14 protein-coding genes, 1 tRNA gene and 1 pseudogene are annotated in these 14549 nt (G+C 65.7%); 4 read left to right on the forward strand and 12 right to left on the reverse strand.

The features are described 5' to 3' along the window. Window positions 1–45 precede the first annotated feature (45 nt). On the forward strand, window positions 46–939 hold the full coding sequence (locus C5N93_RS21195) for a LysR family transcriptional regulator (protein ID WP_242560783.1): 894 nt from the start codon (window positions 46–48) through the stop codon (window positions 937–939). A 207-nt stretch (window positions 940–1146) separates the two neighbouring features. Here C5N93_RS21195 and C5N93_RS21200 read toward each other — a convergent pair whose 3' ends face one another. The 5 genes and pseudogenes from C5N93_RS21200 to C5N93_RS21220 all read right to left on the reverse strand — a co-directional run bounded on the left by C5N93_RS21200 (window position 1147) and on the right by C5N93_RS21220 (window position 5061). After that, window positions 1147–1437, reverse strand: coding sequence for a hypothetical protein (locus tag C5N93_RS21200; RefSeq protein ID WP_150720893.1), 291 nt, complete (start codon window positions 1435–1437; stop codon window positions 1147–1149). A gap of 325 nt (window positions 1438–1762) precedes the next feature. After that, window positions 1763–1839: transfer RNA gene (locus C5N93_RS21205), tRNA-Val, on the reverse strand. Window positions 1840–2130: 291 nt separating this feature from the next. After that, window positions 2131–2886 (reverse strand): annotated as a pseudogene (locus C5N93_RS21210) (NYN domain-containing protein); the annotation flags it as partial. A 196-nt stretch (window positions 2887–3082) separates the two neighbouring features. Continuing rightward, window positions 3083–3271, reverse strand: a complete 189-nt coding sequence (locus tag C5N93_RS21215) for a DUF2783 domain-containing protein (protein ID WP_150720894.1) — start codon at window positions 3269–3271, stop codon at window positions 3083–3085. Window positions 3272–3345: 74 nt separating this feature from the next. Then, window positions 3346–5061 carry an FAD-dependent monooxygenase gene (locus C5N93_RS21220; protein WP_242560784.1) on the reverse strand — a complete coding sequence of 572 codons (1716 nt, stop codon included), beginning with the start codon at window positions 5059–5061 and terminating at the stop codon, window positions 3346–3348. A gap of 207 nt (window positions 5062–5268) precedes the next feature. Between C5N93_RS21220 and C5N93_RS21225 the strand changes: the two genes are divergently transcribed. Continuing rightward, complete coding sequence (locus C5N93_RS21225) at window positions 5269–5724, forward strand: MarR family transcriptional regulator (protein ID WP_242560785.1); 456 nt, start codon at window positions 5269–5271, stop codon at window positions 5722–5724. 118 nt (window positions 5725–5842) lie between these two features. Here C5N93_RS21225 and C5N93_RS21230 read toward each other — a convergent pair whose 3' ends face one another. Further along, window positions 5843–7555, reverse strand: coding sequence for an acid phosphatase (locus tag C5N93_RS21230; protein ID WP_242560786.1), 1713 nt, complete (start codon window positions 7553–7555; stop codon window positions 5843–5845). Window positions 7556–7778: 223 nt separating this feature from the next. Continuing rightward, window positions 7779–8708, reverse strand: a complete 930-nt coding sequence (locus C5N93_RS21235) for a LysR family transcriptional regulator (RefSeq protein WP_242560787.1) — start codon at window positions 8706–8708, stop codon at window positions 7779–7781. Window positions 8709–8863: 155 nt separating this feature from the next. Here C5N93_RS21235 and C5N93_RS21240 point away from each other — a divergent pair, with 155 nt between their 5' ends. Together C5N93_RS21240 and C5N93_RS21245 are read left to right on the forward strand one after the other, a co-directional pair. Next, window positions 8864–9589 (forward strand): DsbA family protein, encoded by a 726-nt coding sequence (locus C5N93_RS21240; protein WP_242560788.1) that lies wholly within the window; start codon window positions 8864–8866, stop codon window positions 9587–9589. Window positions 9590–9666: 77 nt separating this feature from the next. Beyond that, entirely contained in the window at window positions 9667–10287 is a 621-nt protein-coding gene (locus C5N93_RS21245; RefSeq protein WP_242560789.1) for an NAD(P)-dependent oxidoreductase, read from the forward strand. A gap of 66 nt (window positions 10288–10353) precedes the next feature. On the opposite strand, the gene alkB is transcribed toward C5N93_RS21245, so the two are convergent. From alkB to C5N93_RS21270, 5 genes are all read right to left on the reverse strand, one after another. Then, window positions 10354–11016, reverse strand: coding sequence for a DNA oxidative demethylase AlkB (alkB, locus tag C5N93_RS21250; RefSeq protein ID WP_242560790.1), 663 nt, complete (start codon window positions 11014–11016; stop codon window positions 10354–10356). A 51-nt stretch (window positions 11017–11067) separates the two neighbouring features. Beyond that, a complete protein-coding gene (locus tag C5N93_RS21255) occupies window positions 11068–11808 on the reverse strand; it encodes a 2OG-Fe(II) oxygenase (RefSeq protein ID WP_242560791.1) in 741 nt (246 codons plus the stop codon). Continuing rightward, on the reverse strand, window positions 11805–12986 hold the full coding sequence (gene ada / locus C5N93_RS21260; RefSeq protein ID WP_242560792.1) for a bifunctional DNA-binding transcriptional regulator/O6-methylguanine-DNA methyltransferase Ada: 1182 nt from the start codon (window positions 12984–12986) through the stop codon (window positions 11805–11807). Before ada ends, C5N93_RS21255 begins: the two co-directional genes overlap by 4 nt. A gap of 110 nt (window positions 12987–13096) precedes the next feature. Then, entirely contained in the window at window positions 13097–14086 is a 990-nt protein-coding gene (locus tag C5N93_RS21265) for a CopD family protein (RefSeq protein WP_242560793.1), read from the reverse strand. Then, a complete protein-coding gene (locus C5N93_RS21270) occupies window positions 14086–14514 on the reverse strand; it encodes a copper resistance protein CopC (RefSeq protein ID WP_242560794.1) in 429 nt (142 codons plus the stop codon). The genes C5N93_RS21265 and C5N93_RS21270 overlap by 1 nt, the downstream gene beginning before the upstream one ends. Window positions 14515–14549 lie beyond the last annotated feature (35 nt).

Below are 14549 nucleotides of genomic sequence, written 5' to 3' on the forward strand. Positions count from 1 at the left end.
CAACCTGATTTGACTACTCCGAAAATCGGAGTAATGATGCGCCGCATGGACAAACTTCGCGCAATGCAGACCTTCGTGGCCATCGTCGATCAGGGCAGCCTGAGTGCGGCGGCGCGCGCGCTCGATTCCTCTCTGCCCGCCGTGGTTCGCACGCTGGCGGCGCTGGAAACGTCGCTCGACGTGCGCCTGCTCAATCGCACCACGCGCCGTATCGCGCTCACCGAAGAGGGGCGGACGTATCTCGACACCTGCCGTCAGATCCTGAGCGAGTTGCACGAGGCTGAGGCGCGGCTGGCGGCGCGTCATGAGGCACCGACGGGCACGCTTGTCGTCACTGCGCCGGTGCTGTTCGGGCAGTTGCACGTGGCGCCTGCGTTGTATCGGTTCCTTCGCGCCTATCCGGCAGTGAAGTGTCGCCTCATGCTCAACGATCGCGTGGTGAATCTGTGGGAGGAGGGCATCGACGTCGGCATCCGCATTTCACCGCTGGAGGATTCCACGCTCGTGGCGCAAGGCATCGGCGCGATTCGTCGCGTGGTGGTGGCGAGCCCGTCGTGCATCGCCGAGCAGGGGGACGTGAAGCATCCGCGCGAGCTGATCGGCAAGAATTGCATCCTGTCGCACGGCGGCGGCTACGGTCAGTGGCGCTTCTGGGAGGGCGGGCGAGAGTCGGTCGTTGCGGTCGACGGCAATCTCGAAATCAGTCACGGGATGACGGCGGTCGAAGCATGCATCGATGGTGTTGGCTACGGTTGCTTCCTGTCATATCAGGTGGCGGGGGCGTTGGCTGATGGGCGGCTGGTGCGTGTGCTGACGGACTTCGAAGGGCCTGCCCGGCCGGTCAGCATCGTCTATCCGCATGCGCGCCTGTTGCCGTCGCGCACGCGCGCTTTCGTCGAATGGATGAAGCGGGAATTGCGGGATGTCGCGATGACGTGAGGCGTCGGACGATGCGTGTGAGGCGGATGTATAGCGGATGTGAAGCTGACGTCAAGCGGACAAAAGAACGCGGAAAGCGACGGCGCCGCTTCCCGCTTAAAAAGCCCGCCGACGCCAACCGGCGGGCCGCTTCGTTCTTCGTTCGATCAGGATGTCGTGAGACATCCGGTACTAAATCGGTACTACGGGCCGCAGAGGTTGTGAAGATTACCAGCCACGGTGCCAGCCGCGATCATGACGCTCTTCCCAGCGACGGTGTTCCCAACGGCGCTCGCGCCAGTCGTCCCAACGATCGCGACCGTAGTACACGACCGGTTGCGGCGCGCGATACACCGGTTGCGGTGCCACGTACACCGGCTGCGGCGCGACATAGACCGGCGCAGCCACGACAGGTGCGGGCACGCCGAGGTAGAGACCGACGTCCACACGAGCCGAGGCAGCGGTCGATGCGACTGCGGCGGCGGCGCCGAGGGCAGCGATGATCAGAATGCGTTTCATGGTGTCCTCCATGAGCGCTCGCAGCAGGATGCGGGATGCAATCGACACTACGCGCGCGGTGGCAATGAAGCCGGTGAGTCGGATGGGTTCGGTAGCGCTTCGGACGTTGCCGTCGGTGTGAGCCTGTCGTCGAACCGTTGATGCCAGTCTAGCGACGGCCTCGCGTAGCAGGTGCTACGAGGGTGTTGGGGATGTGTCGTTTTGTAACGCCGGTGGACGTGCCGGATGCAGACTGGGACCGACACACAAAAGGGTCGGCATATCCATCGCAGAAAAAACAAAAGGCGTCACGCGAGAACGCGGACGCCTTTTGCTTTTTGTTCGTTGGTAGGCTCGATTGGATTCGAACCAACGACCCCCACCATGTCAAGGTGGTGCTCTAACCAACTGAGCTACGAGCCTAGAAAGACCGCGAGTATAGGGTGAATTTCAGAAGCTGGCAAGCGTTTCGCGAGAAATTCCTGAAAAAAGTGGGTGCGATGCTCATTCGCCGCGCTTGGGCGGCTTCGCTGGCTTCGTCGACTTGGCCCGCGTGCTCCGCGTGCGCCTTTTCGTTGTCTCTTTCGTTGCCTCGCTGCCTTCCGCCGGCTTCATGGGCGAGGGCTCCTTTGGTGCGATGGGTTCCCTCGACTCCCTCGTCCCGGACGTGTCGACCGTCGCGAGCGGCGCTGCGACCGGCCCGTTGCGCTTCGGCTTGATGCGCACCCAGATCCCCTTGTTGCTGCCGCTGCCCGAGCGTTGCTCCACGTCGAACAATCCGGTGGTCGCCACGAGGTCGCTGAGTTTGCCGAAGCCGTAGTTGCGCGCGTCGAAGTCCGGGGCCTGCTTGGCGATGTGGTTGCCGATGGAGCCGAGGCTTGCCCAGCCGTCTTCGTCGGAGACGGCGGTCACCGCATTGCGCAGCAGTCGCACGAGTCGCGTGTCGCGTTTGAGTTCGGACGCGCTGCGGCGCTTGCGCGGCGTGGGGGCTTCGTCGTCGTCAGGTTCATCGTCCTGGCGCAGCAATTCCGTGTAGATGAACTTGTCGCACGCGGTGACGAAGGGCTGCGGGGTCTTGCGTTCCCCGAAGCCGTACACGATCAGCCCCTGCTCACGGATGCGCGATGCGAGCCGTGTGAAATCGCTGTCGCTGGACACGAGACAGAAGCCGTCGAAGCGCCCGGTGTAGAGCAGATCCATCGCGTCGATGATCATGGCGCTGTCGGTGGCGTTCTTGCCGACGGTGTAGCGAAATTGCTGGATCGGTTGAATCGAATATTCGAGCAGGCATTTCTTCCAGCCGTCGAGATTCGGTTTCGTCCAGTCGCCGTAAATGCGCTTGACGCTCGCGACGCCGTATTTGGCAACTTCGGTGAGCAGGCCTTCGACGATGGCGGGCGCGGCGTTATCGGCGTCGATCAGTACGACGAGCGTGGGGCCTTGAGCGGCCACGGGCGTTGTCACTGGCATGAAAGGGTTCCTTGGACGCGAAGACAAATGTGTGTGGAAGCGAAGACGCTTTCGATCCTCTCGAACGCCGTCTTCCCAACATTCGCGCATTATGGCCCGGAACGATGACCGCCACGCATCATCCCGCCAGTCATGAGACGGCCGCAACGCGATCGCGCTCGGTCATTGCGCCCAGCGTCTGCTTCTCGGCGAACGCCTACGCCTGCGCGGCGGCCTGCTCGATAAGCGAAATCACGCGTTGCGGATCGCGAATCTCGTTGGCCAGCAGCAGGACGACTTTCGCGAGCAGTAACTCGCGTTTGGCTTCCGGCGCGGCATCGATCGCCAGCGCGAGCGTGTCGTAGATGTCTTCGAGGCCGGCGATGGCGGTTTGTTGGGCGGTCATGACAGGGCTTCCCTAAATGCAGTTCACGTAGCGCTATGTAGCGCGATGGAGCGACGATCCGGTGACGTCGTCGATCAGACGCGCGCCGTCGCGTGCGCGAGCGCATCGGCCAGACGTGTCGCGTCGAGCTTCAGCCAGCGGGCGCAGATGTGGTGATCGGGGCGCACGAGATACGTCGTGCCGTCCTCTGCACCGTATTTCGCGGCCGCGTGGCCCGTCGGGTCCGGCAACGTCAGATCGGCACCGGCGACGCTGTGTTGCGACAGCGCGAAGGCAACGACTTGCACCGGCACGCCGCGCTCGCGCCACGTCACGACTTCCTGACGGAGCGTGTCGTCGAGCGGCGGGTCGCCGAACGTCACCAGATGGAAGGCCGCACCGAGGTGATCGTAGAGATAGTCGTTATCGCCGAGCTTCACGTTGGGGGCCGGCGCGCCGACCGTGGGGCCTGCCGCCATCGTCGCGTTGTCGTCGCTCGGGCTGTTGAGCGGCGAGTCGCGATAGTCGTGCGCGCGCGACGTGCGCCAATGAAATAGCGGACGTACGAATTCATGATCGAGCGAGAGATCAAGTACGGCGTCGCGCAGCACGCGAAAACCGTGCGAGGGCGGCGTCATGAAGCGGGTGCTCTTGCCGGCTTCCGCAATGATCTCGCGCGCGGCGCCCACACGGTCATGCGTGTACGACGCCAGCAGCGGTTCAGGGGCCGCGCCCTTGACGACCGCTGCCAGTTTCCACGACAGATCGATGGCGTCCTGAAAGCCGGTGTTCGCGCCGCGCACACCGAAGATCGGCAGCAGGTGGGCGGCGTCGCCCGCGAAAAGGATGTGGCCGTGGACGTAATCGGGAAGCGTGAGCGCGCGGGCCGAATACACCGAGCACCAGTCGAGGTCCCACGGCTTGCCGCCGAGACCCATCATGTCCAGTTGCGCGTTGATGCGCTCGCGAATTGTCTCGGGTTGCAGCGCATGTTCGGACGTCTCGTCGACCGGCAACTGATAGTCCACGCGCCAGATGCCGCCCGGCTCGCGATGCATCAGCACCGTGTTGCCGGGATTCCAGTCGGGCGCGAAGTAGGCAAGGCGCTCCGTCGGCAGATCGAGGTCGATGCGAATGTCGGCGATAACGAAGCGCCCCTCGTAGCTCGCGCCTTCGAAGCGCAGGCCGAGCGCGGTGCGCACCGTCGAGCGCGCGCCGTCGGCCGCCACGAGCCACGCGGTGTGTTGCGTGTACTCGCCCTCGGGGGTGTCGATTTGCAGCACCACGCCGCCTTCACTGCCATCGTCCTGAGCGACCGGGGTGAGCCCCACGAGCTTGTTGCCCCAGCGAATCTCCACGAGCGGTTCGCGCTCGATCGCGTCGACCAGATAGCTCTCGAGCACATTCTGTTGCAGGTTGATGAGCGGCGCGAAGCGGTCGTCTTCGTCGACCGGCGATTCCATGCGGAACACGCGCTGGCCGCGGTAGTACGAATTGCCGCTGGTCCAGGGCAGCCCGTTGGCGACGACGGCATCCGCCACCCCGACCGCTTGCAGAATCTCCTGCGAGCGACGCGTAAAGACGATGGCTCGGCTGCCTTCCGAGACCTGCTGCTCCGCTTGCAGCACGACGCAGCGCACGCCGTGACGCGCGAGCGCAAGGGCCGTGACCATGCCGATGGGACCGCCGCCGACGATGGTGACGGGCACCGTTGGCGCGTCGCTCTGTGTGGCAGCGCGCGGATAGAAATGGGGATAGACGCGATACGCGTGATAAAGCGACGCGCGCGGGGTGGTCTCTGGTTTATGCATGATGCGGCACCCGGAAAACGGCTCGGCGCACGGGCTGCGGATCCCTTGCCGACGCGAGCGCGACGCAGGGGCGCAAACATCACGCGCAAATGGCGCACGGCGTCATCGAGCTTTACGAGATTTGGTTGCTAACGCAACAATTCTAGTGTGCTAAGGTTGCGTTCGCAACAAAATATCGACCCATTTCGTCTAGGGGAAAACACTGAAATGCGGCCATCCCACAAATCGCTCGACCAGTTCCTGACGTACAAGATGCACCGTCTGATGAAGCAGCACGATCGGCGCATCTCGCAGTCGTACGCGGACGGCGCGCAACTCAGTCTGGCGGAATCGCGCGTGCTGGCGGCCGTGGGGTCGGCAGGGGCGTTGTCGAATTCGGAACTGGCGCGTCGCGCGAATCTGGACAAGAGTCAGGCGAGCCGTGGCGCCGACGGGCTGGTCACTCGCGGGTTGGTGCGGCGTGCGCCGGACGATCACGACGGTCGCGCGGTCAAAGTCACGCTGACCCCCGAGGGCGAACGTGTCTGGCGCGTGGTGATCGACGCCGCTCGCGCGCATTACGAGCAACTGTTCGACGCCCTCTCGGACGACGAGATGCGCGTGTACGAACGTCTGCTCGACAAACTGCTGCTGCGCTCGGACGAACTCGACGAGCAGGGTTGAGCGGCGCGTAACGTTTCCACCGATGGCAAAAAAAGGGCACCCGAAGGTGCCCTTTTTGCGTCATGCGAAGCGCGATAAAGCGCGATGAGATCGCTATCGCGCCATCGTCATCCGGCCATCAACCAAATGCCAGCGTCTTCGTCAGATCGCCCGGCGGGTTCGTGCCGCGTGCGGCGAAGGCCGCGTTACGGTAGGCAATGCCTTCGAGCGTCGGCAGGTCATGCAGACGCGTGACGAAGCGCAGGATCGACGTCGTGTCGTAGAACGTGTGATCGACGACGCCACGCCTGGCGAACGGCGAGACCACGATGGCCGGAATGCGCGAGCCCGGACCCCAGCGGTCGCCCTTCGGCGGCGCAACGTGATCCCACCAGCCGCCGTTCTCGTCGTACGTGATCACGACCACCATGTTGTTCCACTGCGGCGACTTCATCAGGTGCGCGAGCACGTTTGCCACGTGCTGGTCGCCCGACTCCACGTCCGAATACCCGGCGTGCTGGTTCAGATTGCCCTGCGGCTTGTAGAACGTGACGGCGGGCAGCTTGCCGGCAATCGCGTCGGCGATGAATTTGTTCGAGATCGGGCTGTCGCCTTCACCGCCATCGCGCAGGTGCGTCTCGCGTGCTGCCGTGCCCGGCGCGAACTGGGCGAAGTAGTTGAACGGCTGATGGTGGTACTGGAAGTTCGGCTTGTCCGCACCGCCCTTGTGATCGAGCGCCGACTGCCATGCCCCCGCGTACCAGGCCCACGACACCCCCTTGTGCGAGAGCAGATCGCCAATGGTCGCGTAATTCTGCGGCGGCAGCGTCGACGGGTTCGACGGATCGGCCAGATGCTTGTCGCCCGAGGCCGCAGGCTTGACCGGCGACGGCTGGTACGCCGGCATCATCGTGTTCACCGCGTAGTTGTCCGGCGTGATGGCCCCGTCGCGCACGAACTTCGGCTTGCCGTCGGCCGCCGAGGCCGGCGAGTCCGGCGCCACTGCCAGACGCACCCCTTGCGGGCCGTCGGCCAGCACGGCGATCTTGTCCTTGGCCGGGCTTTGCGCGGCGTTCGGATACACCGGCGGGCGTGCCGTCACGAGGAACTGGTGATTCAGGAACGAGCCGCCGAAAGCCGCCATGAAGAAGTTGTCGCACATCGTGTACTGCTGCGCGATCTTGTACATGTCGAGCGTCTTGGCCGTCTCGCCGTAGTAACCCATCACGAGGCCGCCCGAGTCGGCCCAGGCGGCGAACTGGTTGTTCGCGCCGTCGTTGATCTGCATCTGGTTCTGCCAGAACAGATGCCACAGGTCGCGCGTGATGACCGACTCCGGCAGCAGCTTGCCCTCGGTGTCCTTGAGCATGAACGGCGCGTTCGGTTGACGTGCGATGTCCTTCTCACCGATGTGATACTTCTTGCCGCCGATCATCTGCGAGCGCGGCACGAGGCCGTCGAAGACCGGAGGCAGCAGCGACATCGGCGTCTTGCCGTCGCGATCGAGCTGCGTGTAGGCCGACGCGGCAACCTTCGACAGCGGCTTCTCAAGACCGGGGAAGTCGGCGAACAGGTTGTTGAAGCTGCGGTTCTCGAGATAGATCACGACGACTGTCTTGACGTTCGCCTTGAGCTGGGCGTCGAACGTACCGCCGGGCGCGACGGCCGTGGGTGCACCGGCACCGCCTTCCGCTGCGCAACCGCTCAACGTGGCCCCGGCCGCGCCGGCAGCGCTGATCGCGGCCAGTCCCTGAAGGATGCGGCGGCGCGACGGGTTCGTCGGATCGTCTTCGTGCGAGAGATCGGTGTCGACCGAGGGATCGTGCGGCTGGGGTGTGGTGTCGTGCGTCATGATGTCCTTGTTTGACGTGTCGGGCAGTGGGGCGCGCGTGAGCGTCCGCGACCGGGCGGCAAGGACTGACGGACAACGGGCCGAAAGGCGGCGCACGCCACATCGTCAGCTTGCCCGGGGCGGGCGAGGCAAGCGACGTTTGTACGCGGGAATTGTGACGTTTCGGTGACATCGTCGCCGCGTCACGCAGAGCGAAACCTGGCGGGGAGGTGGCGTGTACCGATCAGACCGACGGCGCGGCCTGACGGCCCGGATACCCCGTGTCCTCGAACAATCCCGTCTGGAATTGTTCGACCAGATCGTCGAGCAGTGCGCGCAGGGCGCTCGGCATCTGCTTGCGGGAGATGTACACGCCGTAGACGGTCATCTCACGTGGCACGTAATCCGGCAGCAGCGCGCGCAGCGTGCCGTCGCGCAGATGCGGCAGCGCCGAGTACACCGGCTGCATCGAGATACCCGCGCCCGCGAGCGTCGCGGCAAACACCACGTTCACTTCATTGGCTGACAGATTGCCGCCCACGGGCACGCCGAGCGGTGCGCCGTTATGCGTGAATTGCCAGAGACTCTTGCCGAAGTAGGTGTACGTGAGGCAGTTGTGAAGCGCGAGGTCTTCGGCGCGCTCGGGTGTGCCGTGACGCTGAAGGTAGGACGGCGCCGCGCACACCACCGAGTGGCAGGTCGCCAGCTTGCGGGCGATGAGACCGGGAGACGGCTCCGACGTGACACGGATCGCGAGATCGATGCGCTCGTCGACCAGATCGACCGTGCGGTCCGCCACCACGAGATCGATGGCCACGCCCGGATGCCGGACGATGAAGCGAGTGACAGCCGCTGCCAGAAACGCCTGCCCGAGCGACGTACTGCACGCCACGCGTAACAGACCTCGCGGCGTGCTGTCGGCGTTCGATGCGCAAGCCAGATCGTCGGCGATGCCCAGCATCTCGCGGCAGCGCGGCAGGGCGTCGTTGCCGGCGTCCGTGAGACTCACGGCCCGCGTGGTCCGGTGCAGCAGGCGCGTGCCGAGCCACGCTTCGAGTTCGGCTAGATAGCGCGAGACCATCGCACGCGACATATCGAGACGCTGTGCCGCCGCTGTGAGCGAGCCGCGCTCAGCCACTTCGGTGAAGACCCGCATCGCAGTCAGACGGTCCATGATTTGCTCGATCGATGCAACAAAGTGATCGTCATTATGGGCTTTTTTTGCGCGAGTGGCGCGACTACGATGGCACTCATGGAACGCGCCGAACCGGTCGTGCATGTCGTGTCTGACATGCGATGGCGGCGCTGCATCACCGAGGACACCCTGAAATGCCCCAAGCCACTCTGCATTACATTGCCGACCCGTTGTGCGGCTGGTGCTACGCCGCTGCGCCGCTGGTGCGCGCTGCGCGTGACGTCACCGGACTGGACGTCGCGTTTCACGGCGGCGGCATGATGGCCGGCCCGAACGTTCAGCCGGTCACGCCGCAACTGCGCAATTACGTCATGCCGCACGATCACCGGATCGCGGCGCTCACCGGCCAGCCGTTCGGCGATGCCTACTTCGAGGGCCTGCTGCGCGACAGCACGGCCGTGTTCGACTCCGCACCACCCACGGCGGCCGTGCTGGCGGCCGAAGCGCTCGCGGGGCGCGGCCTCGACATGTTCGCGGCAGTCCAGCGCGCCCATTACGTCGACGGCAAACGCATTGCCGATCGCGATGTGCTCGTCGACCTTGCCGCTGACCTCGGACTGGATCGCGATGCTTTCGCGAAGGCGTTCGACGAACAGGATGCCGCGACGCTCATGCAGCACTTCCGCGACAGCCGTGCGTGGCTCGCCCGTGTCGGGGGCAGCGGCTTCCCGACGTTCGCGCTGGAGACCGACGGTCAGTGGGAACGGCTCGAACCGGGCCGCTACCTCGGCCAGCCGGACGCGTGGCGGGATGCGCTTCGTGAGCGTCTGCTCGCCATTCAAGCGGCCGCGGCGACCCATACCACTGCCGGGACCGCAGACGGATTGCCGCAGTGCGGCCCCGACGGCTGCGCGATCTGAGTCGCGGCGTGCGCCGTCTTACCGCATTCGCTCCGCATTCGCATTTCGAACACCCCCTCACCTCCAGGAGAGTCCTGATGAAAGTCGCTTTGATTGGTATCACCGGCCGCGTCGGTACGCGCGTTGCCGAAGAACTGCTGCAACGTGGTCACACCGTCACGGGTATCGCGCGGAATCCCGAGCGCGTCGAAGCCGAAAAAGGCCTCACCGTGGTCAAGGGCGACGCCGCAGACCCGTCGTCGCTCGCGCCGCTGCTCGCCGGGCATGACGCTGTCATCAGCGCCGGACGCTTCGTCTCGATGGACGCCGCCAAGCTCATCGACGCCGTCAAGCGCGCCGGTGTGCCGCGTCTGCTGGTCGTAGGCGGTGCAGGCAGTCTGGAGATCGCGCCGGGCAAGGCACTGATCGATACGCCCGAATTCCCGGAGGCCTACAAGCCGGAAGCGAGCGCTGGCCGCGTGTTTCTGCAAGTGCTGCGTGCCGAGCCGAAGGACTCGCCGCTGAACTGGACGTTCCTGTCGCCGGCAGCCCTGTTCGAACCGGGCGAGCGCACGGGCAAGTTCCGCATCGGTGCGGACGGTCTGCTCGTCGACGCCAACGGCAAGAGCTGGATTTCGATGGAAGACTATGCGATCGCGCTGGTCGACGAACTCGAGAAGAACCAGCACCCGCGTGCGCGTTTCACGGTCGGGTACTGAACGTCGGAAGCCTTCGACGCCACAGCAGTGACGGCAGCGCGCGCCGATGCCCGGTGCCCGGTGGAATCAGCGCGCCTGCCGGAATGTGAGGTTGTAGCGCACCGCTTGCGCGTCGAAGCTGCCTTCGACGCTGGCAATGCCGTGGTAGACGAGTCGCGACGGGCCACCCCACACGACGACGTCGCCCGGCTCCAGCCGCACGCGGCGCGTCCGGTCGCTGCGTTGCAGCCCGCCCCACAGGAAGACGGCCGGCAACCCGAGCGACACCGACACGATGGGCGCGCCCAGCTCGCGTTCGTCGCGGTCCTGATGCAGCGTGAGACGCGCGTCGAGCGTATAGCGGTTGATGAGGCACGCGTCCGGCGCGAAATCACGGTAACCGGCCGCTTCCGACGCGTCACGCGCCAGATCGACGAACGATGCAGGCATCGACGGCCACGGCTGCTTCGAGAGCGGATCGTGCGTGCCGTAGCGATACCCCATCTTGTCGCTGATCCATCCCACGTCCCCGCAATTGGTCATTGCGACCGACATCCGCTTGCCCCCCGGCGTCAGCCAGTGACGCAGCGGCGCCCGCGCAATCACACCATCGATATCCGCGTGCAATGTCGTCAGACGCGAGCGCGCGAAGCCGCGCAGCACGAACGCGCCCGGACCGAGTTCGTCGGCCTTCGGGGCGTTGGGGGCGTTGGGGGCGGTGGCGTCGTTGCCGAAGAGGTCGAGCGTCATGTCACTTCATTGGGGGCTGCGGGGCTTTCGTAGACATCGATGGGCGGAAAGTCACGTCGCATCGTGCAGGATTACGCCCAGCGTATGACGCAGGCCACTGCGCACGCGACTCACGCCGTGCCGCATGTTGACGCGGTACACGCCGCGCGTGCCATTGACCGGCCGGTGATGCACGGCGAACACGACGGCGTCGCCTTGCGTGAGCGGCACGACTTCGGCGCGCGACTGCATGCGCGGACGTTGCTCCGTCAGCACGAACTCGCCACCCGTGAAATCTACGCCGGGCTTCGACAGCAGAATCGCCACCTGCAACGGGAAGACGTGATCCCCATAGAGGTCCTGATGCAGGCAATTGTAGTCGCCTGCTTCGTAACGCAATAGCAGCGGCGTGGGGCGGCGCTGTCCGGCGTCGTGACACTGTTCTAGGTAGGCGCGATGCGTTGCGGGATAGCGGGTTTCGATGCCCATCGCCTTATGCCAGCGATGGGCGATCTCGCGTAGCGGTGCGTAAAACGTTTCACGCAATTCGGCGACGAGCGGCGGCAGCGGGTAAGCGAAGTACTGATACTCGCCTTGCCCGAAGCCGTGACGCGCCATCACGATCCGGCTGCGAAAGCGCTCGGATGTCGGCGCGGTACTGCTTCGTCCATGCTGCCCGTTTGGGTTGCCGTACATCTCGCTGAGCGCGTGACACTCTTGCGCGCTCAGCAAGCCGGGAATGCGCGCCGCGCCGAAGCCGTTGAGTTCGTCTTCGAGCGCGGCCCAGTCGAGCGACGGCACGCGATCGCTCACAGCTTCACCTTGGCGGTGACGTCGCCGTGTTCGTCACGCTCATGCGCGAGCAACGCTCGTTTGCGTTCGACGCCCCAGCGATATCCGGAGAGCGCGCCGTCGTTGCGCACGATCCGATGGCACGGAATTGCCACAGCCAGCGTGTTCGAGGCACAGGCCTGCGCCACCGCACGCACGGCCCGAGGCGATCCGATGCGTTCGGCGATCTGCGCGTAGCTGGCCGTCTCGCCGGCGGGCACGTCGCGCAGGGCTTGCCAGACGCGTTGCTGGAAGGCCGTGCCGCGCACATCGAGCGGCAGCGACAGACCGACGTGTGGCGACTCCACGAAGCCCACGACCTGCGCGACCCAGCGCTCGAACTCGGCGTCGGCGCCGACCAGCTCGGCCTTCGGGAAGCGATCCTGCAATTCGCGCACGAGCGCTTCGGGATCATCGCCGAGCGATATTGCACACAGACCGCGTGAGGTTGCGGCGACCAGTAGCGCACCGAGCGAACATTGCGCCACAGCGAAGCGAATCGATTCGGCCTTGCCGCCAGCGCGGAACGCGGCGGGCTTCATGCCGAGCAGAGCATCGGCGCTGGCGTAGAAGCGGCCGTTGGAGTTGAACCCCGCGTCGTAGTACGCCGACGTCACGCTCTGGGCCGCGGGCAATGCATCGCGCACGCGCTCGGCACGACGCGCATTGGCATAGGCGCGAGGCGTCACGCCCGTCACCGAACGGAACAACCGGTGGAAGTAGTGGGGGCTGAGGCCGGCCTGTGCTGCAAGCGTCTCCAGCGTCGGCGGCACGTCGGCCGTTTCGATCTGACGGCAGGCGGCAGTGACCAGTGCGGCGTGACGCGCATCGAGCGCGCCCTGATCCGGCTTGCATCGCTTGCAGGGACGAAAGCCCGCTCGCTCGGCTGCCGCCGTATCGGCGTGGAACGCCACGTTTTCGCGTCGCGCGAGCCGTGCGCCGCACGACGGTCGGCAGTACACGCCGGTCGTGCGCACGGAGTAGAAGAATTCGCCGTCCGCCTGCTTGTCGCGTGCCACGACTGCGGCCCATCTGGCGTCGTCGGTGGCGTAGCGGTGAGCGTCGGATGCACGACGTCCGTCGGCGTCCACCTGACGCGGACCTGCGGTGTCGCTACGTGGCATCGACGGGCGTTTGGCGGTCATAGGATGAGGTTGCATCGCGAGGATCTCCCGAGGACTGATGACGAGCCTTCAGTCTAGGGAGTGGGTCGCCGTGCTGCGCTCCGTTTCTTGCTATTGAATTCGACGCATGACGTCGCACACCGGGGTCAGACGCCGGGCGGCATGGTCGTGCCGAGCTTCGCGGCCAGACTCATCACCATCACCAGCACGAGGGCTTCGATGGCCACCACGCGTGCGAAGGCTGACGTGTCGAGCGGTGTCTCGCCGGTATCGAGCGCCAGGCGCGGTAGAAAGTGCCAGCGGTTCCACGCCCCCAGCAAGGCGGCACAGGCGACGAGCACGAGCTTCGTCACGAGCCATGCCAGATAGGGGGCATTCTGCGCCGAAAACCATAACGAGGCGTTCTCGCCGAGCGTTCGCCATGCGTTGAACGCGCCGGTCACCAGCGCGACGACCATCGCCAGCGTCGCCACGGACGAGAGCCGGTCGCCGTACGCCGCGCGTGCGCCCACGGGCCAGTGACGCCAGCCCGGAATCGCGCATCCGGCGACGAGCAGCGCCCCGGTCCATGAAGCTGCCGCCGCAACGTGAAGCGTGTGAATGCCGATGGCGAGCCACGGCATCGACGCATCGGCCGCATGCCCGGTGCTTGCCCGCGCCAGCGCAAGGATCACGGCGCCGGCGGCATAGACCCACCGTGCATAACGTTCCTGAAGATGCTCGCGACGGTGGTGCCGGTCGCGTGGGTCGTCTGCGATGGGCATGACGGCACGCAGCCGGCGTCGCGCGTCGTACCACGCCCATGCGCCCGCACACAGCAGGGCGGCGCCGAGTCCCGCGACCCATTGCGCGCGGCCGAAATGCGATTGTGTGAGGACCAGCCACAAGTCGGCGGCCATGGCGGACGACGTCTCCCAGTCCCCACCGGTCATCGCTTCGGTGCTCGCGAGCACATAGGCCAGCCAGGCGAGCACGGCCAGCCCCGCCGCGAAAGCGGGGAGTACGCGCACGGTGAGCCCGCGTCGCACGGCGTGCGGGCTGCGCAGCAGCAACACGCCGAGGGCGAGCGCCAGCGCGAGATTGAGCAGACCCGCCGTTGCGGGTTGCCACGTCCCGGCAGCCAGATCCGCCGACATCACTTCACGGTGAACTTGAAGGTGCCCTGCGTGCGATGGCCGTCGCTGGCCACGGCGACCCAGTTCGCCTGATAGTCACCGGCCGACAGGGCGGGGACGGCGAGCGTGAGCGTCTTGCGGGCCGCGTCGAGTTCGGGCTTGGCGTCGGTCACTGACTTGCCCTTCGCATCGACGACGGTGAGCTTCGAGAGCGCGCCTTCGAGCGCCGAGTCGAACGTCACACGCACCACTTTCGGCGCGTCGACCGTGGCTTGCGCGGCGGGCTCGCTCGACGCGATGTGTGCGTGCGCCCATGCCCCCTGCGAGAGACCGGTCAGGCCGATGGCGGCCGCCACGGCGAGGCCCTGGACGACACGGCGCAGTCGGCCGTCGGTACGCAGCGCCGGGGCAGGGTGAGCATCGTGGGAAGCGAGGTTGGAAGTGCGCATATCGGATTCGAGTCGAGACAAATAGATCGGAGAGA

The sequence above is a fragment of the Pandoraea sp. LA3 genome (assembly GCF_022696215.1).
GTDB classification, from domain to species: domain Bacteria; phylum Pseudomonadota; class Gammaproteobacteria; order Burkholderiales; family Burkholderiaceae; genus Pandoraea; species Pandoraea capi.